We start from the raw sequence: 21,089 nt of genomic DNA, 5'->3' as shown, positions 1-21,089 counted from the left end.
AGAAATTAATTTCGGAGCCTTTTTTGAAGGTAGCGGATCTTTAATTTATTGAAACACTCACGCCACTTCCAGAAGCTCCTTCACCGTTTTCACTTCTACCCATAGCCTTTACAAGATCTCCCTCTTTGAGCGATTTGCTCACTACAAAGTAGGGACCGGAAATAACCTGCTCATCAGCAGCTAAGCCTTCAAGAATTTCTATATTTTCAAAGTCAGAGATTCCGGTTTTGACAGTTTTCATTTTGGCTACACCGCCATCATTTACAAAGACAATTTCACGCACCCGAGTAGATCCATCTGCTAGAGTGTCTACTTCTGTCTCACGAGTGGTTACTGCAGAAAGAGGAACAGAAAGCACATCTGACTTCGAGGTAGTGATAATATCCACAGAGGCAGTCATTCCAGGTCTGAATGGGTACTTGTTTCCTTGAGCTACTAGGTCTGCATAGGAATCATTCAAGATTCTGATTTTCACTTTAAATTCTGTAACCGCATCAGAGGTCGCCTTTGGATTTGCAGTATTGGCGATGCTTGTTACGATTCCTTTAAAAGTCTTGTTAGTAGTTGAGTAAGAATCCACATCAATAATAGTGGTATCACCAAGGCTTAGTCTGATGATATCATTTTCGTTGACGTCCACTCGTACTTCCATTTTAGAAAGATCTGCGATGGTTAGCATTTCAGTACCCGCCATTTGCTGAGTTCCTACCACTCTTTCTCCTTGCTCCACGAGAAGGTTTGATACGATTCCGCTTACAGGAGAGTAAACATTGGTCAATCTCAAATTTTCTGCGGCTTCATTTACCGTGGCTTGGGAAGACTTCACTACAAATTCAGAAGCCAACACATTTTGTTTAGCTGCTTCGAGATCTTTTTGTGCCGAAACATAATCTGCCTCAGCTTGCTCCATATCTGCTTCAGAGATGGCTTTTTGCTCAAAAAGGGTCTTCTGTCGATCATAAGTCTGCTTGGTTCGGCTGAAAAGAGCCTCTGATCTTTGCAAGTTTGCCCTAGACTGGGCCAAATTTGCCATTTGTTGGTTCAAATTTGCCTTACTTCTGTCAAGTGCTGAGATAAAGTTATCAGGTCGGATCTTCACTAAAAGTTTACCAACTGCCACAGAATCACCCTCTTGAACATTCAATTCGATAATTTCACCGGCAACGTCCGGACTTAAGTTTACTTCAATTTCTGGCTGGATTTCACCAGAAGCACTGACTTTCTCTACAATTGTGGTCTTTTTTGCAGTGGCAAATTCAACCTCAGTCTCAGGTACTCCACCAATCCATCCTGCAGATCTGCCAATGATGGCGAAAACGATAATAATACCTACAGCTCCGAGAAGGTAATAGAGTAGTTTGTTTGATTTTTTATTAGCCATGGTTTAGTTAAGATTAATGGGGTTGCCCAGGTAAAAGTCCAGGACTTTCACTCTGAAAATATAGGTGTATTTGGCATTCAATAAGTCTGCCTGTGCATTGAAGAAGTTATTTTGTGCTACCTGGAAGTCCACAGAATTTATCGCTCCTAGATCGAATCTTTGCTGAGCGATTCTAAAGGATTCTTCCAGACTTTTTACCCGTACAAGGGATGCCTCATAAGATTGCTCAGCTGCTAACGCACTATTAAATGCAGTTTCAATATCCTGTCTTAATTGGTTTCGCGCCTCCTCAGCGGAAATTTCACTCAGTTGTTGCTGCACTCGAGCACGCTGAAGGCTTGCCTTATTATTAAGGTTAGAGAAGATTGGAATGTTCAATTGGAAGTTCAAAGACTGAGAAAGGTTGTTTTCAATCTGTTCTCCAAAAGACGGCCGATCTCCCATGCCGAATACCAGATCCACATAGTTAGAGAAAACATTTGCTCCGACACTCAAGGAAGGGTAGAATGCTCCTTTGGCGACTTTCACGCCGTACTCTGAACTTTGTACTGCCGCCTCTGCTGCTCTAATTTCAGGTAAAAAATCTACTGCAATTTCGTAAATCTCTCCCGCCGTTTCAGATGCCATTAGATCTTCATTGATTTCAAACTTGGGTTCAACTACATCAAATTCCTCACTGAAAGGAATCTGCATCGCTTGAGCAAGATTGAGTTTTGCGATTCTAAGGTTGTTGGTTGCGTTAATGACTTCCAATTCATTTGTAGCATTCTGAGACTGGGTGTCTAGCTGGTCCGAGTAGGGAAGTGATCCAGCATCCACCAGTTTAGTGGTACGCTCCAGCTGCTCTTGGGTGGTCTGCAGTTGATTTTTGGCAATCTTTAGTTGCTCTCTGTTGAAAACCACATTGATAAAGAGGTTAATGATATTTAGTGTAATATCATTCCTAGTTGCCTCAATCGTATACATTCCAGATTCAATATCAGACTGGGATTGATTGATGCTATTATTAATTCTTCCCCCGCCAAAAAGGGTCACATTTGAATTTGCAAAGAGATTGACGTTTCCGATTCGGTTGTTTTCGAAGAGGTTGGTTACCGGGTTAACAGAACGACCCCAACGATATCCTGAACTCGCGCCAGTGGATAGGGAAGGAAAGCGCTGTCCTTTATTTTGAAGTAGTGTTGCTTCGGTGCTCTGGAGGTTAAGTTGGCTTCTTTGAAGGTTCAAATTATTTTCTAAAGCTACCTGTACTGCAGTCTGTAGATCATATACGGCCGAACTGCCTTGATCTTGTGCTTGTGCAGATAGAAGAAAAATAGAACCCAGAATGAAGCTGAGAAATAGCTTTTTCATTGTTGGTTTAGAGATCTATGTCTGGTATATAAATTAATTCTTTGATCCAAGGTAAGGATTTCAAGTAGTTCAGGGTAATGGGATTAAGCCCGGAGTCCATTTCAATCACATGGCAAGCTAGGTCATTTTTTCCTTTTCTAGAAACTGACATAGTAGCAATGTTCGTTTTTTCTTGTGCAATCACACTTGAAATAAAAGCAATCGCCCCAGAAACATCCGCGGCCTTGATGATTAAGGTGTGATCTTGCGCTGAAAAATTGGCAACAAAACCATCAATCTCAGCAATATTAATCACACCACCACCTAGGCTTTCACCGACAACTTCGATTTTTCTTTCCCCTTTGGTCAAATTCAGTTTGATCGTGTTGGGGTGATGAACCGAGGAGTTCCCGATGGATTTGAACTTGAATTTCAAATTCTTTTCTTCAGCACTTTGTAAGGCTGTTTTGATAGCAGGGTCATCAGTTTTAAAATCCAACAATCCCCCAATAATGGCTCGATCACTTCCATGCCCTTCATACGTGCGAGCAAATGAATTGTAAAAGGTGATTTCTGCCTCTTCAGGAATCCCGCCTAGCACGCGTATAGCCGCACGGGCTATCCTCACCACTCCCGCAGTATGGGATGAAGAAGGTCCAATCATTACCGGACCAATCATATCAAATACACTGCTTTTGTTTGCCATGACCTATGTTTTTCAATTTTAGTGCTAAGGTAAGGTCATTTTCAAAAAGAGAGTGTTTTTTTTGATTAACAGCAGTAATTGTGATTTAAAGGAGATTCTGTTTAACCTTTTTGCGAACAGTTTAGTATTAAGGGATTTAATAGTGTTCATTTTTGGACATAGCAATGGTCGATTATGGTACAGTTTAAGCGATTGTCCAGTGGTAGAAATGGCTTTGAACTCAGGTTTGCTTCAGCTTTTTTTAAGCTTTTCATCTTCATTTTTGCTTGGAGACAAGTATGTCTGAAACCATACTTCATAAAATCTATGCATACGTTTGCATGAAAACATTATATTTATCCGCTTAAGCGCTTGAGAAAGCTCTCAGGTATCGTTTCAATAAACCCTTTAAACCAAGCCTATGCTTTTAGAACCATTAGACCTCGTTGTTTTTGTAGGTTATTGTCTTTTGATTATCGGAATGGGAATTTTTGTTTCTCAGGAAAAGAAAGGACACGAAAAAAATTCCTCTGATTACTTTCTTGCTTCGAAGGCATTGCCCTGGTGGGCAGTTGGCGCTTCCTTAATTGCGTCAAACATTTCGGCAGAGCAGTTTATTGGGATGTCAGGTTCAGGCTTCGCATTAGGTCTAGCCATCTCGACTTACGAATGGATGGCGGCAGCTACACTTTTGGTGGTGGCTATATTTTTCTTACCCGTTTACATCAAAAAGGGTATTTACACCATGCCTGGTTTTCTTTTGGATCGCTACGATGGTAGGGTTAGAACTACAATGGCCATCTTCTGGCTCTTGCTTTACGTTTTCGTGAATTTGACCTCTGTACTTTATTTAGGAGCTTTGAGCTTGAATACCATTCTGGATGTTCCTTTAGTCTATGGAATAATTGGTTTGGCCATGTTTGCCATGATCTACTCCATTTATGGAGGACTTAAGGCCGTAGCTTGGACTGATGTTGTTCAGGTTGTATTCCTGATTTGTGGTGGCCTAGCCACTACTTATATTTCGCTGCAAATGGTCGGTGGAGGAGATGCTTGGGAAGGTTTAGGTATGCTTCGCAAAGAAGTTCCTGGTCATTTTTCTATGATTTTATCAAAAGGCGAAATGATGATTCCTGATGGATCCGGAGGAACAAAAGATGCTTATCTCGATCTCCCTGGTTTGAGTGTTTTGGTAGGTGGAATGTGGATTACCAATTTGAGTTATTGGGGTTTTAATCAATATATCACACAGCGAGCTTTAGCAGCAAAAAGCCTTGATGAAGCTCAGAAAGGGATGATTTTCGCAGGTTTTCTCAAGCTTTTGATGCCATTAATCGTTGTAATTCCCGGAATTGCGGCTTGGGTGATTGTAAAAGACGGAATCGATCCTGGCTTTATTAACTCCATGACAGACCCAAGCACTGGGCTAGTTAAGTCTGATCGTGCCTATCCTACCTTGTTGCAATTGCTTCCAGTAGGATTGAAGGGATTAGCATTTGCAGCTTTGACTGCGGCAATTGTTTCATCTTTGGCCTCAATGGCTAATAGTACGTCGACCATTTTCACGATGGACATCTATAAAAAATATTTTGGGCAAAATGCGTCTGAACGCCAGCAGGTAAAAGTAGGTCGAATTACAGCCGCAGTTGCTTTTGTGATCGCCGCGATCGTTGCACCTGCATTGGGCCAATTGGATCAGGCTTTTCAGTTTATTCAAGAGTACACCGGTTTTATCAGTCCAGGAGTTTTCGCCATTTTCTTCTTTGGTGTTTTCTGGAAAAAAACGACTTCAAATGCAGCATTAGTGGGAGCGGGGCTTAGTATCCCTCTTTCGGTTGTATTGAAAGTAGTTTTCCCAGCATTGCCATTTATCGATCGAATGGGGGTTGTATTCTTGGTTTTAGCAGCCTTAATGATAGCTATTTCTCTTTATGAAGGCAAAGGAAAAGATCATCCAAACTCCATTGATATCAATAAAGACCTATTCAAAACTAGTACAGGATTTAAGATAGGAGCCTTTATCATCTCGGGTATTATTGCTGCGCTTTATATTGTATTCTGGTAATCATGAGAAAACTTTTGCTAGGATTAGATTTGGGAAGTTCTTCCGTGAAAGCTTCCTTGCTTAATGCCGATTCAGGAGTCGTTCATGCTTCTAAGTCCATGCCTTCTAAGGAAATGCCGATCATGGCACAAAAGAGTGGCTGGGCAGAACAGGACCCCGAAATGTGGTGGAAGTACACCGTACAGGTTATTCAAGCTGTTTTAAAAACGGGTAAAGTAAAGCCAGGAGAACTCCAGGCCATAGGAATAGCTTATCAGATGCACGGACTCGTAGTGGTAGATAAAGATCATCAGGTTCTACGCCCATCGATAATCTGGTGCGATAGTCGTGCGATTGAACTGGGCAATTCAGCCTTCCAGGAGCTTGGTGAAGAATATTGCCTTGGTAACCTTCTTAATTCACCGGGAAATTTTACTGCTTCAAAACTCCGATGGGTAATGGAAAATGAGCCTGAGATAGCAGATCAAATTCATAAGATCATGCTTCCTGGTGACTTTATTGCCATGAAACTGACGGGAGAAATCTTAACCTCTGAGACAGGACTTTCAGAAGGAGTTTTTTGGGATTTTAAAATAAATGAGCTGAGCGATAAAGTTTTAGCTAATTATCAAATTCCGAAATCTTGGATTCCTGAAGTGAAGCCTTCTTTTTCCAAACAGGGAGAAGTTACCACTGAAGCTTCAAAAATAACTGGCTTGGAAGCCGGTATTCCAATTACTTATCGTGCTGGTGATCAGCCAAATAATGCGTTTTCCTTAAACGTATTAAAATCAGGTGAATTGGCGACTACAGCAGGAACTTCCGGTACGGTTTACGGGGTGACTACTGAGCCGCTTTCTGATCCAAAGTCTCGGGTCAATACATTTGTACATGTTAATCATCAAATCGAAAAACCATCCTATGGTGTATTGCTGTGCATCAATGGGACAGGCATTCTGAATAGTTGGCTGAAAAGGAATCTGGGTGCAGGAGATTTCGATTATCAGGAGATGAATATATGGGCCAAATCGGCACCGATAGGAGCTGTCGGACTTTCCTTTTTGCCTTTCGGAAATGGTGCAGAGCGAATTTTAGAAAATAGAATATTGGGGGCGCAATTACTTGGACTGGATTTGCTTCAACATGACAAAACCCATTTGATGCGAGCGGCACAAGAAGGAATTGTTTCGGCACTCACCTATGGTTTTGATATCATGAAAGACATGGGATTGAACCTTAATAAAGTTAAAGCAGGAAGGGCCAACATGTTCTTGAGCCCGGTTTTCCGAAGTGCATTTATTCATATGAATGAAGTCGAACTGGATTTTTACAACACAGATGGCGCTCAAGGTGCTGCCCGAGGTGCCGGAGTTGGAGCAGGGGTGTTTTCCACCACGCAGGAAGCCTTTGAGACTTTGGAACTTCTAGAGACTTTCACTCCAAATCCGAATTTTATACCACAATACCAAGAAGTCTATGCTACTTGGAAAGAGCATTTGCTCACATTTTTAAAGAATTAAACCAAAAAGAGTCAACAATTAAACCTAAACCTAAAGAACAAATTATGTCTAAAGAATTTTTTTCAGGAATCGACAAAGTAGCCTTTGAGGGGCTTGAATCTGATAATCCATTAGCTTTCCGCTATTACGATGAAAATCGAAAGATTGCCGGAAAAACGATGAAGGAGCTTTTCAAATTTTCAATTGCATACTGGCATTCCTTCTGCGGAACAGGAGGCGATCCCTTTGGTCCAGGTACCATTGTGCATCCTTGGGATGCAGCATCAGATCCTATCCAACGTGCAAAGGATAAAATGGATGCCGCCTTCGAATTTATCACGAAAATAGGGGCGCCATATTATTGCTTCCATGATATAGATCTTATTGATGAAGGAAATAGCCTTTCTGAATATGAAAAGCACATGGAAATCATCACCGATTATGCCAAGCAAAAGCAAGCAGAGACTGGTATTAAACTCCTTTGGGGGACGGCAAATGTTTTTAGCAACCCTCGATATATGAACGGGGCTTCAACAAACCCAGACTTCAATGTACTCGCATTTGCAGGGACTCAAGTAAAGAATGCATTGGATGCGACCATCAAGCTGGGAGGAGAGAATTACGTCTTCTGGGGTGGCCGTGAGGGCTACATGTCTCTGCTCAACACAGACATGAAACGAGAGACAGAGCATCTGGCTCAATTCCTCACTATGGCTCGAGATTATGCGCGGAAGAATGGATTCAAAGGCACGTTCTTCATTGAGCCTAAGCCGATGGAGCCAACTAAACATCAGTATGATTACGATGCAGCTACAGTAATAGGATTCTTGCGTCATCATGGTTTAGACAAGGATTTTAAATTAAATATCGAAGTGAACCATGCTACCTTAGCCGGACACACCTTTCAACATGAGCTTCAAGTATCCGCTGATGCAGGAATGCTTGGGAGTATAGATGCGAATCGCGGAGATTACCAAAATGGCTGGGATACGGATCAATTTGCGATGAACCTGCAAGAGCTCACTGAGGCCATGTTGGTGATTTTAACTTCCGGCGGTATTCAAGGTGGTGGAGTAAACTTTGATGCGAAAGTCCGTAGAAACTCCACGGATATGGATGACTTGTTTCATGCGCATATCGGAAGTATGGATGCATTTGCGAGAAGCATGATCATAGCTGAAAACATTTTGAATAACTCGGATTACCTTGAGCGAAGAAAAGCTCGCTACTCAAGCTTTGATTCTGGAAATGGTAAAGCCTTTGAAGAAGGCAAATTGACCTTGGAGGATTTAAGAAATCATGCCTTCGCCAATGGAGAGCCTGCCAAAACCAGTGGTAAACAAGAACTCTTCGAGAATTTATTGAATCGATTTATCTAATTCTTCCCATGAAAAATGCCCGGCTTTTCCTTTTAAGTATTCCTTTGTTGATCGGGCTTAGTTGCTCGACTCCCTCGTATGATTCAGAGGTTATTTTGCCAAAGATTATTTCTGAAGGAATGGTCTTTCAGCGTGGTGAGATTCTCAAGGTTTGGGGAAAGGGCATTCCCGGGAGGAAGGTTCGTGTGACACTAGCTGGGGTTGTCAGCAGTAATACGGTGTTAGAGGACAGCACTTGGCATGTTGAATTACCTGAATTGACAGCTGGTGGTCCTTATGTACTTGCTGTCAATCAAGTCCAGGTGAATGACGTGTATATCGGAGATGTTTGGTTGGCTGGAGGTCAATCCAATATGGAGTGGCCTCTGAAAGCGGGCGTTGTGGGTGCAGAACAAGAATATGAACAAGGGGGCTTTGAGAATATTCGTTTTTTCAAAGTCCCGAATTCTTACAGTGCTTTTCCGCAGCCAGATGTGGCAGGGGGAGAATGGAAAAAAGCTACCCCAGAAAATATGCACGACTTTTCAGCGGTGGCCTGGTTTTTTGCCAAAAAGAATCGAGCTGAAAAGGATGTCCCAGTCGGGATTATTGAATCCAATTGGGGAGGTTCACCTGCGGAGGGTTGGACAGACCTGGAGGTCTTGGTAGGTTTAGAGAAATCCTTTTCGGAGAAATCACAAGAAATTCTTTCGAATCCAGATGTGTATGAGGCAGAGAATGTCGCTAACGAAAAGAGACGAGAAATTCGTGATATTTTGGTCAAAGGACCCGATTCCTTGGCCTCTTTTGAAGTTTCTTCAATAGGCTACAATGACGCATCATGGCGAAGGGTTAATTTACCTAGCGCCAATCCGCTTCAACACATTGCCTGGGTAAGGAAATCGTTTCGACTTAATAGCACAGAAGAGGTATCGCTTACTTTAGCTTCAATTGATCAGCAAGCCTACGTCTATATCAATGGGCGACTTCTTTTTTACAAGGATTGGGGTGTTGCGATGCCTGTTTTAGATGTTCCTTCGGAATGGCTTTTCAAAGGGTCAAATGTAATCACAGTTCGGGCGGCGAATACTTGGAATAATGAGCCCAGGATTGGCTCAAAGGATGAAATGTATCTGACTGTCTCTGGCCAAAAAGTGTCTTTGGAGGGTACGTGGGCTTATTCTAATTCCATTGTAGAGCCACAGCTACCAAAGGTGGAATGGCTAAGTTTCCAACCTGGAATGATGTACAATGCAATGATTTATCCTTTGATCAATTATCCTATCAAAGGAGCAATTTGGTATCAAGGCGAAAGCAATGCGGGACGCCATGAGGAATATAGAGAGTTGTTTTCGGCCATGATTCAAAACTGGAGAGACAAGTGGGGAATCGGCGATTTTCCTTTTCTATTTGTTCAATTGGCCAATTTCATGGAGCCTCAAGAGGTACAACCTGATAGTGACTGGGCATTTTTGAGGGAGGCTCAGGATCAAACGCTTTCACTACCTAACACAGGAATGGCGGTAATCATTGATATTGGCGAAGCGGACGATATCCATCCTAGAAACAAAAAGGATGTAGGTGAAAGACTGTGGCTTTTAGCAAAAAAAGTAGCTTTTGAGGAAGATGTTTTGGCCGAAGGCCCAAGGATTGATACTGTCATACAAAATGAATCTACCCTGATTTTGACTTTCAAGTCAGTAGGAGAGGGGCTGAAATTGACTCAAGGTGACCAAGCCCAGGCCTTCATTCTGGGGAATGAAAAAGGACAGTTTGTGAAAGCAGAAGCCAGTATTCTTGGCGAAAATCAAGTTCAAATTGACCTTGAAGGAAAAGCGGAAATTACCGAGATTCGGTACGCCTGGGCAGATAATCCAGCAGTCAATTTGATCAATTCTGCGGGTCTTCCGGCAGTACCTTTTCGATTTCTTTTGAGTGAAGAGAAGTAGGTCAATCCAAGGTCGGGACCTTGTTCAAATTCAGCTCGGAAAATTGAGCTGCAGCAGGAATCCCGGCAACATTTTCAAGAAAATCTATCGTGGAAAAAAGAACCCCTTCCCAATCACCCGAAGTGATTGAACTGGCAATCACATGATCTCCTGCATCGGGGAAAGCCATCTCTTTCTTTAATCGATCGGGAGTGGAGATGGATTCAAACATTTCTAGCATTTTGGGAACAGAAACCACGAAGTCCTGCTCCTCCTCGTTTTTATAATAATACCCCAGCATGAAGGGTTGATTGATTTTGGCAAAAGTCTCTGAATTCATCTCTGAATACATAAGCTGCGCAAGGCTTTCATATCCATGCATATGGTAGTCCTCCGACCAATAAAGCTTTTTCTCTCCTTCTCGTTCTTGATGAACTACTCCATTTTCTGACATGGTCCATTCCATAAGCTTCTCCATCCAGGGTGAATAAAAAGCTTCCAGACGCTGTCCGTTATCTCGAATAGCAGGTGAATAAGCCACCAAAGCTTTGATTTCTGGCTGTTGTGATCCTAGCAAAATCGTCAAAGCACCACCCATGGAAGTTCCCACAACTATTACTTCATCCCCGATTGTCTTACCTATCGCGTAGGCTTCTCCAGCTGCATCAGCCAGTATTTCTGGAGTGAGGTGTTCCATGCCGTTGTCACGCTTTATCCCGTGTTCTGGAAGCCGGGTAACAAAGACATTGGCTCCGAAATGTGCTCCAAGAAATCGATGGACAGGGTCTCCCTCCATTGGGCTTGCTCCAAAACCATGAATGTAGACGATGGAGTAAGGGGTCTTTTCTTTCGTTTCCGGGTTTGCCCAAACAATGTAGGCCTCATTTCCCGGTTTCAGACCTTGAACGCTGTCTTCGCGCTGTGCGATATAAGTTTCGATTTGAGTGATCGTACCAACTTCAGGGTAGTTGATAGTAAGCGCTACAGGCTCTAGCTTGGGGCCGAGCATATAAAGAATGACCAATACTATGGCGGTCACAAAAAAGCCAAGAAATACTTTTTGAAGAATTTTCATTAATTAGTTTGGATGTACGGGCTCGTCGATTCTACCACTATTTGACTTCCGTCACGAAGAAATAGGAAGGTCTGTGTATGAAGTTGTGAATAATTCGGAGGCACCACGGTAAGTTTCATGTTGAAAAAACTGGCGGTACGTTGAAAATCTCTCAAATCATCCAAGGTGGTGGCGTCAGCAAGGGTCAGGAGATAAGATATATCTGTGCCAATCGGCAGGTTATTGAAGGGTGATTTGAGGATCACCGTAATATTTGAAATATTTTTGAAATTAAAGGTTTGTGCACAACTCAATGCATAAGCTTGACCTGGAAACCCACCTCTCTCACTGGAACTGATCAGCTCTGGGGTTAACTCAATATTGAAAGCAAATTCGTCTAAACTTACCGTATCCGTGGGGCTTGAATACATAGAATTTTTAAAAGGGCTATAAAACACGGATAAATCCACCGCATTTGCATTGCTTGCTGCGGGACAATCTCCAAATGGATTTCCGAATGTCGAATCATCGCCCACGCAGGAAAAGATAATTAAGATCACCAGATTAACTGCAAGCAGACTCAAAGTTATGGAGACAACCTTATTGCTAAACTTCTGATTACTACCCCCTGATTTCATGGTTTAAAATTAGTGAATTCTACGGCTTTTTTGGTGACCTTTGTTTTTCTATAATTTACACAGTCGTTTTTGAAACGATACCTAAGAATTATCGTTTCAATAGCCATATCGTTTTTAAAATCCCAACTATGAAACACGCTCTACTTTACTCATTAATCACCCTGCTCTTTGCGTATCAAACTACTCTTGCACAAGACACGAAATTACCTACTAATTCGGTATATCTAGAGCTAGGAGGGGCTGGACTTCCATACAGCTTTAATTATGATTTCCGATTTGATAAGACTAAGATGGATTCTTGGGGAATGCGAGTGGGCATCGGAGGATATACTACCACAAATGAGAGCTTTTTCTCTGCACCGATTATGGTAAATCGACTTTTTGGCAAAGGACCTCACTATTTTGAAATCGGGGGAGGTTTTACATTTTTTGCTTTTGATGATAAGTACAATGATTCCTACTGTGTGGATGGTTTCTTTGATGCCAACGGGAATTATGTTTGCAGTTCCTACGCTTCTGATAATTATAGCTTCATCTTGGATGTAGATGGCTCACCAAGTGTTATGGGTACGCTTAATTTTGGCTATAGAAAAGTACCAGTGGATGGAGGGTTTATGTGGAAAGTGAACTTGAATCCAATTTTCAATAACAATGGTTTTTGGCCTTTATATGCCGGAATAGGCTTTGGATATGCGTTTTAAGAGTATTTTTTCCTTGGCCGTACTTGGCATAATGTTTTGGTCTAGTGTTGCCATGGCTCAGCTCGAAGCTCGCGAAAGAGGCAGAGGCGTTTATGCAGAACTCTTTGGTAATGGATTGCTTTATTCATTCAATTACGATCAGCGATTTGAGAAACGTTTGGATGGTTTGGGTTATAAAGTAGGCTTGTCTTTTCTCTCGGTTGAAGGTACAGGAGCAGCTACCTTTCCTTTTGGTTTGAATTATTTATTGGGTAAAAATGGGAAGTATTTCGAGCTTGGGCTCGGAGGAACATACGTCGTTGGGTTTGACAATACCAATACATTTGCCTCAAGCGATGATCGAAATTTTGGAGATGGGATTGCAGGGAATATGATTATTGGATATCGAAGCGAGCCTGTGGATGGCGGTTTTCTTTTCCGGGCTACGCTAACGCCGTTCTTTGGGAGTGGTACATTTTGGCCTTTGTATGCAGGCGTGAGCTTTGGATATGCCTTCTAGCAGACTATAATCCAAATCCATAATCCTGTTCCACTAAAGCAATTCGGGTTTTATAAGAGGAATACCACTTTTCTCGTCCATACTTTTGGGCGATAAGATGATCGGTTTGCTGTTTCCAGTTTTTAATGGCATCCAAGCTTTTCCAATAACTCACCGTTATACCAGTTTTTTCACGAGCGCTTTCGTGGCCTAGATAGCCTTGCTGTTGAGAGGCGAGTTCGATCATAGATTTAGCCATGGCGGCATAGCCTTGATCTGAATCTGTGCGCATATTGGTGAAAATTACTGCGTAATAGGGAGGCTGAGGAGTGGAGGCAATCATTCTTTGCTTAGATAAGGTAAATATTCCATGTATTCTGCGGTTTCGATGGCTAGTTCGATTCCCCAAGTTTGCTCCAAAAGGAAAAAGGAAAGGTCGATACCTGCTGAAATCCCTGCTGCTGTATAAATTTTTTCATCCGCCGGTACAAAGCGTAAATCTGGTCTTGGGTCACCAGAAGGGACGATCTCTGTCATATTGGAATATACGCTATGGTGTGAGCAATAGGCCTTGTGGTCCAAGTGTCCTAGAACACCAAGAACCCTAGAGCCAGAACAAACGCTCATGGTCCATTCAGCGGACTGAATGAGTTGATCAAGCTTTTGAAGAACGGCTGGTTTTTTAATAACCTCATTTGAGCCTTGGCCTCCTGGAATCACCAAAAAATCCAAGGTTTCAATCTGCTCTAGACTTTGGTCTGGATTTACGGAAAGTCCATTTACCGCATGAATAGTTTGTCCCTCATCCGAAAACGTAAGAACTCTATGGGATTCATAATTTCTGAGTTGCGATGCAACCGAAAAAACCTCAAAAGGTCCGGCAAAGTCCAAAACTTCAACTTCGTCGAATAAATAAATCCCTACTGTTTTCATGGATTAAAGATGAAGATTTTTGGTCCCTTGGCAAAACCTATCTTTAATGTTTGTTAACATTTCGAATACATTTTTTTGCATTTGATTAAAATCAAATAAATGTTTAGCCTTATAACCCAACCAAAATGCCTCAGTATATTTGTATGCAAGACGATTAAAACTTTATCAACAACAGTAATAAATTCTGTTTATTGTATTTAATGATTGAATATCAAAATTTAATTCTTTTGAATTAGATATTTGTTATAGGTTAAGTGAAAGGGGCTTCTTGAAGTGTTCCGAATAAGTAAAACTAATACCAACTATTGATGATAGGTTTCCTTATACCAAATAAGTCGAGTCTTTAAGATCGGTTTAGAAATAAGGAGTTTGAGAAAAGTTGTTCACATCACCCTGAGCCCCGCAAATGCGGGGCTTTTTTTTTGATTAAAAAATTTTATGAAAAAAATAAGTAAAATTTATATAAAGGATTAAGAAAATATTTAAATTTCGAGCGATTTGAAAGTCATGAGTTTATTCTTCTCTCTCATTCTTTTTTTTACCCACGCTCTCTCCGCAAGTGACGGCGTTGGAGAATTACTTCAAATCAATCCATTTGAACAGTCAATACAGCATAGCGCAGACCAAGAGCCTGGTAGTCTGTATTTGCATGCCATAGTTGACGATGAAAATCGTGATCTTGGATATTTAGAAAATCTAGAGGAGGAAGAGAAAACAGAATCGGAGGTAGAGCATCCTAGCGACTCTTTTAGATATGATTTCTCTGACATACTGAATTATTCTATTGGTAATGCGGTAAATTCTATTTTTACCACCAAGTCTCTGGCCACTAATGTGCCTTTATACAAGCTTTTCCACTCTTGGAGAAGCTATCAAGCCTGATTTTTTAGGACCTGTTGCCGTCTGACGGCATTTTTATCAGCTCTTCTTAGAGCATTCATTCATTAATTCTTAAAACATTATGTCCATTTCTCAGGGAAAAACTGCCTTTTCTTTGGAGGATGCCATATACAAATTACGGCATTACCTTCCTAGTCAAGCCCCATTAAAGGACTTTGTACATCACAATACGCTCCATGCTTTTCAAGATTTGTCATTCCATCACGCCTTGAAATCAGCTAAAGTGAAGTTTGGGTACAAAGGTTATCTCAGTTTCAAAGCCTATCAGGAATTGTTCCAGAAGGGAAAAATTAAAGAATCTGTACTCGATCGAATTTTGAAAGAGAAATATGGCAATAACTGGATTCTAGAAAAACAAGAAATGCTTTCTCCAATGTCCGATCAAGTTCAATTGGGGTTAGTTGGAAGTTTCAGAGCACATTGGAAGTCAGATTACCATATAAATCTGGATAAAAGAGTTCACCCATTTCTATTTCGTTTACTCTCTGCCTATTTCGACCAAGGGATTTCTCTCTGGCCATTTCCGATAGAGTCGAAAGGGTTTTTACAGGCGATTAAGACCATGCACGAGATGAGTTACTCGAGCATCTTTAAGTCACCAAGGGTTGTTAAACTTATTGAGCACCCAAAATTAGACCTCGAAATGGTCCTAGATATTCTGGTAGGCAAGCCAGATTCCTATGGTTGGTACTTATTTGATCAGCAGTTCGCGCATCCGGGATGGTCGGGAATGGTCTCCGTACTTCAGGATCAGCCGAGTTCGCTATTGGATAGTAGGCCCATAGATTTTAATGATCTGCTGATTTTTGAGTGTTTGCTAGAGATTGATTATTTGGATCAGAAGTTTGGGGAAAATTGGATTCCGATCGGAATTAAGCATCCCTTTGATACTTCAGTTTTGTTTCAAAAGCAGAAGCTTAATTCAGAGGACACTTTGATTTCGCTCTGGCAAGAAGCATTTGAGTGGAGCTACTACGATGAAGTGTTGGCAGGAATAGCCCATGTCCCAAGCGAGTCTGAATCTAAAAAGATTCCTAGTTTTCAAGCTATGTTTTGCATTGATGATCGAGAATGCTCTATTCGTCGGCATGTAGAGTTTGTGGATCCTGAATGCGCTACTTTTGGTACCCCTGGATTTTTCAATGTTGAATTTTACTTTCAACCTGAGTTTGGGAAGTTTCACACCAAGGTTTGTCCCGCTCCTATGGATCCTAAATACTTGATTAGGGAGACAGCTTCAAACAAAAAGCTAGGTAAAGAAATCCATTTTCATCAGAATAATCATTCGCTTGTAGGCGGTTGGTTAAGTGCTCAAACCGTAGGGTTTTGGTCGGCTTTACGCCTAATCAAGAATATTTTCAGTCCGTCTTCTTCGGATTTAGAAGTGTCGTCCTTTAAGCATATGGATCCAGATGGAAGTTTGTCCATCGAGCATTCAGGAGAATTTCAAGAGGGACTTCAAATAGGGTTTAAAATATCCGAAATGGCAGATCGTGTAGAAGGGCTTTTGAGAAGCATAGGTTTGATTGATGGTTTTTCTCCGCTTCTTTATTTGATCAGTCATGGTGCCTCAAGCATCAACAATACTCATTATGCGGGGTATGACTGTGGAGCCTGCTGCGGCCGACCGGGTTCAGTAAATGCAAGAGTGGCTGCTTATATGGCCAATGACCCGAGAGTGAGAGAAATTTTGAGAGATAGAGGGATGAACATTCCCGAAACAACTCAATTTGTTGGAGCCCTTCATGACACAACTAAGGATGAAATCGCCTATTTTGATTTAGAGGTTTTATCTCCGGGCAATAGAGAGCTTCATCAGCGAAATCTAGAAGTATTTAAAAAATCATTGGATATAAATGCGGTGGAAAGATCCAGGCGATTTGCTACACTTTCTAAAGATAAGTCGACTTCTTCTATCCATGATTCGGTAAAAAAGAGAGCCTTTTCACTTTTTGAGCCAAGACCGGAATACAATCATGCTACGAATAGTCTTTGTATCGTTTCGAGAAAATCAACCATCAAAAATCTGTTTTTTGATAGGCGAGCCTTTTTAAATTCTTACGACTATAGAAAAGATTCTGAGGGAGTGGCCCTGAACAAAATTCTAGCCGCTGCTGCGCCGGTTTGTGGAGGGATAAATCTAGAGTACTACTTTTCCCGCATGGACAATGAAAGGCTAGGAGCTGGGACAAAACTTCCGCATAATGTCATGGGACTGATTGGGGTAGCCAATGGAGCGGATGGAGATTTGCGCACTGGCTTACCGTATCAAATGGTGGAAATTCACGATCCCATTCGCTTGATGCTCATTGTGGAGCACCATATAGATGTAATTTGGAAGGTCTTGCAGAATGCTCCGAATACTTTCGAATGGATCAAAAATTACTGGGTCCATTTTGTAGTAATCGAGCCGAAAACCAAGGTTTTCTACCAGTACAAAGAGGGTGAATTTGAGGCTTATGAGCCTCTTACTCCAACCAGCCATGTGGATCATCTCACTGATACCTTGCGCTCCTCTTCAGAAAATTTACCTGTCTACTTAATTGATTCCTTATGATAGATCTAGCATTTTGGATTCAAGCGATGATTGGGATTCCTTTACTGGGATTCCTGATCAGTTTATTGGTTCCTGAGCGCAAGGAAGGCCTTTTATCAAAGGTAGCCTTTTACACCGCGGGGCTTAACCTTATTGTGATCATGATCTATTTAGTTTTCTGGGCTATTCAGGGATTTAAGGCTATCAATTTGGAAGAATTTGTCATTTATCGAAATGACAATTTTGAATTTCTCGTTGATTTCTTCTTCGATCGAGTCGGTGCTGTCTATGTGACAGTTGGCGGCTTATTGACCTTCTTGATTACGTTTTATAGCAGATACTATCTGCATCGAGAACCTGGTTATAAGCGCTTTTTTAACACTATTCTGTTCTTCTATTTGGGATACAACGTAACCGTCCTTGCCGGTAATTTTGAGACATTATTTGTGGGCTGGGAGGTTCTTGGGCTTTCCTCATTCTTGTTGGTAGCATTTTATCGTAGTCATCTTTTGCCTACACGAAATGCGATCAAAGTCTTCTCAATTTACAGAATAGGAGATGTGGGTATTATCCTAGCCATGTGGGCTAGCCATCATCTTTGGCATGAGAATGTGACTTTTCTCAAGTTGATGAATTCGGATCTTGTGCATGAACATCTTGTTGGTCATTCGGGAGTTGGGATTTTCATCTCATTGATGATCCTATTGGCGGCAGCTGCCAAATCTGCACAGTTTCCTTTTTCTTCTTGGCTCCCTAGGGCAATGGAAGGGCCTACGCCTTCCTCAGCGATTTTCTATGGCTCGCTTTCGGTTCACCTCGGTGTATTTTTACTCATGCGGACCTTTCCATTTTGGGAAAATCAGGTGCTTGTACGGGTGGTGATTGGTCTTGTAGGATTTACTACGGCCATCCTTTCTACGCTCATTGCCAGGGTGCAGACATCGGTCAAAACTCAAATAGGCTACGCATCGCTTACCCAAATAGGGATCATGTTTATCGAACTTGCCGCAGGCTTAGAAATGCTGGCATTGATTCATTTTTCCGGTAATGCATTCTTGAGAACATACCAATTATTGGTTTCGCCTTCTGTAGTGAGTTACCTAATTCGGGAACAATTCTATGGCTTCGCACCTTCGGCAGCTAAGAAAAATGAAGGAGCTCTCAATCGAATCAAGATATCCATGTACTTATGGAGTCTGAAGGAGTGGAATTTAGATTTGCTGATCAATAGGCTGGTTTTTAATCCATTCAAAAAGCTTGGTCATAAATTGGATTTTCTCAGCTATCGATCTGTCCTGTATTATTTCCTTCCTGCATACTTGATTGGGATGGGATTATTGATTGCAGATTACAAGGTGCCTGAGCAAGTGCGGATTTATTTGCCAACAGTTTTTGCGCTTTTAGCATTACTGATGGTTCTGAAGGCCTTTTCAGAAAGGCATTCTGCTCGTCTTAGCTGGGTAATGCTGATCATGAATCATTGTTGGATGGTATTGGCTATTGCCGAAAATGAGCTCTTTGCTTGGGAGCAAGTCATGATCTATCTCAGTGGGGTATTCGTCTTTGGGCTTTCAGGACTTTTACTCATCACTTGGTTAAAAAGGAAAACTGGGCAACATGGACTCACTGATTATCAGGGCTATGTGAAAAAATATCCAGTGATAGCCTTCTTGTTCTTGCTGAGTGCGCTGGGCTTAATGGGCTTTCCACTTTCACCCACATTTATTGGTGAAGACCTCTTGTTTTCGCATATTCATCCTGATCAGTTTCTCTTAGCGGCCTTTGCGGCACTCGCTTTTGTGATGGAGGGGATCGTATGCGTCCGGATTTTTGCTCGCTTATTCCTAGGGAGTGAAATCAAACTTGAATTAAAAAAATAGTATCTCAAAAGACATAAACTCTGATTTCAGAGCTCATTTATAAAGCCTTAGGCAAAAATTAAAATGAAAAAAATAACTTCTCTTGCTCTTCCTAAAGACGGTTGGGCTGGTTTAAAAGAAAATTTTACCTCAGATGCCCTTTCAGGTTTTGTGGTATTCTTGCTGGCGATGCCTTTGAGTTTGGGCATTGCCAAAGCATCGGAGTTTCCTCCGATCATGGGTTTGTTGACCGCGATTATAGGTGGTGTGGTGGTCAGTTTTATGGCAGGGTCCAAATTAACCATTAAAGGCCCAGCCGCGGGTTTGATCGTCGTGGTGGCTGGTGCGGTTAATGAATTTGGGGGTGGAGAAATCGGTTGGCGATTAGCCTTGGGAGCCATGGTTGTGGCAGGTGTAGTCCAGGTTTTATTTGGAGTATTCAAGTTGGGTAAGCTCGCTGACATTTTCCCGCTTTCAGCCATCCATGGGATGCTCGCGGCAATTGGTATTATAATTATTGCCAAGCAAATCCCTGTACTTTTGGATGTTGACCCAGCCTTGTACAAAGGGTTGAGTATTTTCAGTATGATCGGTGCGATACCCGAATTTTTCGCTAATCTAGATCCTCGAGCCACATTAATTGGGGTAGCCTCACTGGCTATTATGATGGGCTGGCCATATATCAAAAACCCTCTCATCAAGAAGGTGCCAGCTCCTTTGGTTGTTCTTCTTATTGCCATCCCGGCAGAATTGCTTATGGATTTTCAAAACACTAAGCCAGCATACGCCTTACTACATATCGGTAATTTCGTAGAAAACGTCGGATACAATGTAGATTTTGGAGGGATAGCCATGACGGGTATTTTCATCAAATACATCATCATGTTTGCCTTGGTGGGCTCTCTCGAGTCTCTTCTAACTGTAAAGGCCATAGATATGGTTGATCCTTACACTCGAAAATCTGATAACAATAGAGATCTTATCGCAGTGGGAGCAGGAAATACGCTAGCAGCATTTCTAGGAGGATTGCCGATGATTTCTGAAGTGGCGCGTAGTTCTGCCAACGTAACTAGCGGGGCCAAGACTCGTTGGGCAAATTTCTTTCATGGCTTATTTATGTTAATCTTCGTTTTGGTAGCCACTCCTTTGATTGAAATGATTCCTAATGCAGCTCTTGCAGCCATGTTAATTACAGTCGGAATCAAGCTAGCTCATCCAAAGGAATTTGTAAACACGCTAAAAATTGGGCGTGAGCAACTAGCGATCTTCTTGGTGACTATCTTTTTCACCTTATTTGAAGATCTTTTGGTAGGAATCGCCGCAGGTATTGTCTTAAAAGTGGTAATGCACGTGCTGAATGGTACTCCGATCAGCTCCTTTTTTAAAGCTCCGACTTTGGTTTCATTTACTGGAAATCGATACTTGGTGGAGATAGATAAGGCAGCAATTTTCTCGAATTACCTAGGCATCAAGCGAAAACTTGAAGAAATACCTGCAGGTTTTGACGTGACGATAGATTTGAAAAACACCAAACTCGTCGATCATTCGGTTATGGAAAATCTCCATCATTTTCAGATAGATTATGAGCGAGATGGTGGTACGGTTCACATTGTTGGGCTGGAAAATCATACCCCCGCATCAGATCACGAGCTTGCGGCACGTAAGCTCAAAAGGACAGTTTAAATCACTTCTGGCCATTCAAAAAAAAATCTTGAGACCAAATTAAGTTAGTCGGTACCTGACAAGGTATCGGCTAGCCATGG

The 21,089-nt window shown here is 41.8% G+C and carries 17 protein-coding genes; 10 read left to right on the top strand and 7 right to left on the bottom strand.

Features of this window, described 5'->3' with window-relative positions; all coding sequences use genetic code 11:
• Positions 1-40 precede the first annotated feature (40 nt).
• Genes ACFOSV_RS15045 through sdaAB form a run of 3 tightly spaced genes read right to left on the bottom strand, consistent with a single transcriptional unit; the run spans position 41 to position 3,419 of the window.
• Positions 41-1,381: an efflux RND transporter periplasmic adaptor subunit gene (locus ACFOSV_RS15045; protein ID WP_377906856.1), complete on the bottom strand. Its 1,341-nt coding sequence runs from the start codon at positions 1,379-1,381 to the stop codon at positions 41-43.
• Positions 1,382-1,384: 3 nt separating this feature from the next.
• Positions 1,385-2,734: a TolC family protein gene (locus ACFOSV_RS15040; protein WP_377906855.1), complete on the bottom strand. Its 1,350-nt coding sequence runs from the start codon at positions 2,732-2,734 to the stop codon at positions 1,385-1,387.
• 7 nt (positions 2,735-2,741) lie between these two features.
• Complete coding sequence (sdaAB, locus tag ACFOSV_RS15035; RefSeq protein ID WP_377906854.1) at positions 2,742-3,419, bottom strand: L-serine ammonia-lyase, iron-sulfur-dependent subunit beta; 678 nt, start codon at positions 3,417-3,419, stop codon at positions 2,742-2,744.
• 400 nt (positions 3,420-3,819) lie between these two features.
• Between sdaAB and ACFOSV_RS15030 the strand changes: the two genes are divergently transcribed.
• The 4 genes from ACFOSV_RS15030 to ACFOSV_RS15015 are packed head-to-tail and all read left to right on the top strand — an operon-like array spanning position 3,820 to position 10,248.
• Complete coding sequence (locus tag ACFOSV_RS15030; protein WP_377906853.1) at positions 3,820-5,463, top strand: sodium/sugar symporter; 1,644 nt, start codon at positions 3,820-3,822, stop codon at positions 5,461-5,463.
• Between the two features lie 2 nt (positions 5,464-5,465).
• On the top strand, positions 5,466-6,962 hold the full coding sequence (locus tag ACFOSV_RS15025) for a xylulokinase (RefSeq protein WP_377906852.1): 1,497 nt from the start codon (positions 5,466-5,468) through the stop codon (positions 6,960-6,962).
• Positions 6,963-7,006: 44 nt separating this feature from the next.
• Positions 7,007-8,320, top strand: coding sequence for a xylose isomerase (gene xylA / locus ACFOSV_RS15020; RefSeq protein WP_377906851.1), 1,314 nt, complete (start codon positions 7,007-7,009; stop codon positions 8,318-8,320).
• A gap of 8 nt (positions 8,321-8,328) precedes the next feature.
• Positions 8,329-10,248: a sialate O-acetylesterase gene (locus ACFOSV_RS15015; RefSeq protein WP_377906850.1), complete on the top strand. Its 1,920-nt coding sequence runs from the start codon at positions 8,329-8,331 to the stop codon at positions 10,246-10,248.
• 1 nt (position 10,249) lies between these two features.
• On the opposite strand, the gene ACFOSV_RS15010 is transcribed toward ACFOSV_RS15015, so the two are convergent.
• Positions 10,250-11,302: an alpha/beta hydrolase gene (locus ACFOSV_RS15010; RefSeq protein WP_377906849.1), complete on the bottom strand. Its 1,053-nt coding sequence runs from the start codon at positions 11,300-11,302 to the stop codon at positions 10,250-10,252.
• On the bottom strand, positions 11,302-11,919 hold the full coding sequence (locus ACFOSV_RS15005) for a hypothetical protein (RefSeq protein ID WP_377906848.1): 618 nt from the start codon (positions 11,917-11,919) through the stop codon (positions 11,302-11,304). The genes ACFOSV_RS15010 and ACFOSV_RS15005 overlap by 1 nt, the downstream gene beginning before the upstream one ends.
• A 128-nt stretch (positions 11,920-12,047) precedes the next feature.
• Here ACFOSV_RS15005 and ACFOSV_RS15000 point away from each other — a divergent pair, with 128 nt between their 5' ends.
• Together ACFOSV_RS15000 and ACFOSV_RS14995 are read left to right on the top strand one after the other, a co-directional pair.
• Positions 12,048-12,620, top strand: coding sequence for a hypothetical protein (locus ACFOSV_RS15000; RefSeq protein ID WP_377906847.1), 573 nt, complete (start codon positions 12,048-12,050; stop codon positions 12,618-12,620).
• Positions 12,610-13,119: a hypothetical protein gene (locus ACFOSV_RS14995; RefSeq protein WP_377906846.1), complete on the top strand. Its 510-nt coding sequence runs from the start codon at positions 12,610-12,612 to the stop codon at positions 13,117-13,119. The genes ACFOSV_RS15000 and ACFOSV_RS14995 overlap by 11 nt, the downstream gene beginning before the upstream one ends.
• A gap of 4 nt (positions 13,120-13,123) precedes the next feature.
• Here the strand turns inward: ACFOSV_RS14995 and ACFOSV_RS14990 are convergent, their stop codons facing one another.
• Positions 13,124-13,441, bottom strand: coding sequence for an antibiotic biosynthesis monooxygenase family protein (locus tag ACFOSV_RS14990; RefSeq protein ID WP_377906845.1), 318 nt, complete (start codon positions 13,439-13,441; stop codon positions 13,124-13,126).
• Positions 13,438-14,031 (bottom strand): DJ-1/PfpI family protein, encoded by a 594-nt coding sequence (locus ACFOSV_RS14985; protein ID WP_377906844.1) that lies wholly within the window; start codon positions 14,029-14,031, stop codon positions 13,438-13,440. The genes ACFOSV_RS14990 and ACFOSV_RS14985 overlap by 4 nt, the downstream gene beginning before the upstream one ends.
• Before the next feature lie 507 nt (positions 14,032-14,538).
• Here ACFOSV_RS14985 and ACFOSV_RS14980 point away from each other — a divergent pair.
• From ACFOSV_RS14980 to ACFOSV_RS14965, 4 genes are all read left to right on the top strand, one after another.
• Positions 14,539-14,913, top strand: a complete 375-nt coding sequence (locus ACFOSV_RS14980) for a hypothetical protein (protein ID WP_377906843.1) — start codon at positions 14,539-14,541, stop codon at positions 14,911-14,913.
• A 79-nt stretch (positions 14,914-14,992) separates the two neighbouring features.
• Positions 14,993-17,488 carry a YbcC family protein gene (locus ACFOSV_RS14975; RefSeq protein WP_377906842.1) on the top strand — a complete coding sequence of 832 codons (2,496 nt, stop codon included), beginning with the start codon at positions 14,993-14,995 and terminating at the stop codon, positions 17,486-17,488.
• Positions 17,485-19,347: a proton-conducting transporter transmembrane domain-containing protein gene (locus ACFOSV_RS14970; protein WP_377906840.1), complete on the top strand. Its 1,863-nt coding sequence runs from the start codon at positions 17,485-17,487 to the stop codon at positions 19,345-19,347. Before ACFOSV_RS14975 ends, ACFOSV_RS14970 begins: the two co-directional genes overlap by 4 nt.
• 63 nt (positions 19,348-19,410) lie before the next feature.
• Positions 19,411-21,009: a SulP family inorganic anion transporter gene (locus tag ACFOSV_RS14965; RefSeq protein WP_377906839.1), complete on the top strand. Its 1,599-nt coding sequence runs from the start codon at positions 19,411-19,413 to the stop codon at positions 21,007-21,009.
• Positions 21,010-21,089 lie beyond the last annotated feature (80 nt).

Source organism: Algoriphagus namhaensis (genome assembly GCF_042649705.1).
GTDB lineage: Bacteria > Bacteroidota > Bacteroidia > Cytophagales > Cyclobacteriaceae > Algoriphagus > Algoriphagus namhaensis.
The sequence above is the reverse complement of the archived record's forward strand: the minus strand, read 5'-3'. Positions and strand labels throughout refer to the sequence as shown.

What these genes read in the sequence shown, in the direction of transcription:
- ACFOSV_RS15025 (WP_377906852.1), top strand. Translation starts at nt 5,466, where the DNA reads ATGAGAAAACTTTTGCTAGGATTAGATTTGGGAAGTTCTTCCGTGAAA.
- ACFOSV_RS15010 (WP_377906849.1), bottom strand. Translation starts at nt 11,302, where the DNA reads ATGAAAATTCTTCAAAAAGTATTTCTTGGCTTTTTTGTGACCGCCATA.
- ACFOSV_RS14995 (WP_377906846.1), top strand. Translation starts at nt 12,610, where the DNA reads ATGCGTTTTAAGAGTATTTTTTCCTTGGCCGTACTTGGCATAATGTTT.
- sdaAB (WP_377906854.1), bottom strand. Translation starts at nt 3,419, where the DNA reads ATGGCAAACAAAAGCAGTGTATTTGATATGATTGGTCCGGTAATGATT.
- ACFOSV_RS15040 (WP_377906855.1), bottom strand. Translation starts at nt 2,734, where the DNA reads ATGAAAAAGCTATTTCTCAGCTTCATTCTGGGTTCTATTTTTCTTCTA.
- ACFOSV_RS14985 (WP_377906844.1), bottom strand. Translation starts at nt 14,031, where the DNA reads ATGAAAACAGTAGGGATTTATTTATTCGACGAAGTTGAAGTTTTGGAC.
- ACFOSV_RS14970 (WP_377906840.1), top strand. Translation starts at nt 17,485, where the DNA reads ATGATAGATCTAGCATTTTGGATTCAAGCGATGATTGGGATTCCTTTA.
- ACFOSV_RS15000 (WP_377906847.1), top strand. Translation starts at nt 12,048, where the DNA reads ATGAAACACGCTCTACTTTACTCATTAATCACCCTGCTCTTTGCGTAT.
- ACFOSV_RS15030 (WP_377906853.1), top strand. Translation starts at nt 3,820, where the DNA reads ATGCTTTTAGAACCATTAGACCTCGTTGTTTTTGTAGGTTATTGTCTT.
- ACFOSV_RS15005 (WP_377906848.1), bottom strand. Translation starts at nt 11,919, where the DNA reads ATGAAATCAGGGGGTAGTAATCAGAAGTTTAGCAATAAGGTTGTCTCC.
- xylA (WP_377906851.1), top strand. Translation starts at nt 7,007, where the DNA reads ATGTCTAAAGAATTTTTTTCAGGAATCGACAAAGTAGCCTTTGAGGGG.
- ACFOSV_RS14990 (WP_377906845.1), bottom strand. Translation starts at nt 13,441, where the DNA reads ATGATTGCCTCCACTCCTCAGCCTCCCTATTACGCAGTAATTTTCACC.
- ACFOSV_RS14980 (WP_377906843.1), top strand. Translation starts at nt 14,539, where the DNA reads ATGAGTTTATTCTTCTCTCTCATTCTTTTTTTTACCCACGCTCTCTCC.
- ACFOSV_RS15015 (WP_377906850.1), top strand. Translation starts at nt 8,329, where the DNA reads ATGAAAAATGCCCGGCTTTTCCTTTTAAGTATTCCTTTGTTGATCGGG.
- ACFOSV_RS15045 (WP_377906856.1), bottom strand. Translation starts at nt 1,381, where the DNA reads ATGGCTAATAAAAAATCAAACAAACTACTCTATTACCTTCTCGGAGCT.
- ACFOSV_RS14975 (WP_377906842.1), top strand. Translation starts at nt 14,993, where the DNA reads ATGTCCATTTCTCAGGGAAAAACTGCCTTTTCTTTGGAGGATGCCATA.
- ACFOSV_RS14965 (WP_377906839.1), top strand. Translation starts at nt 19,411, where the DNA reads ATGAAAAAAATAACTTCTCTTGCTCTTCCTAAAGACGGTTGGGCTGGT.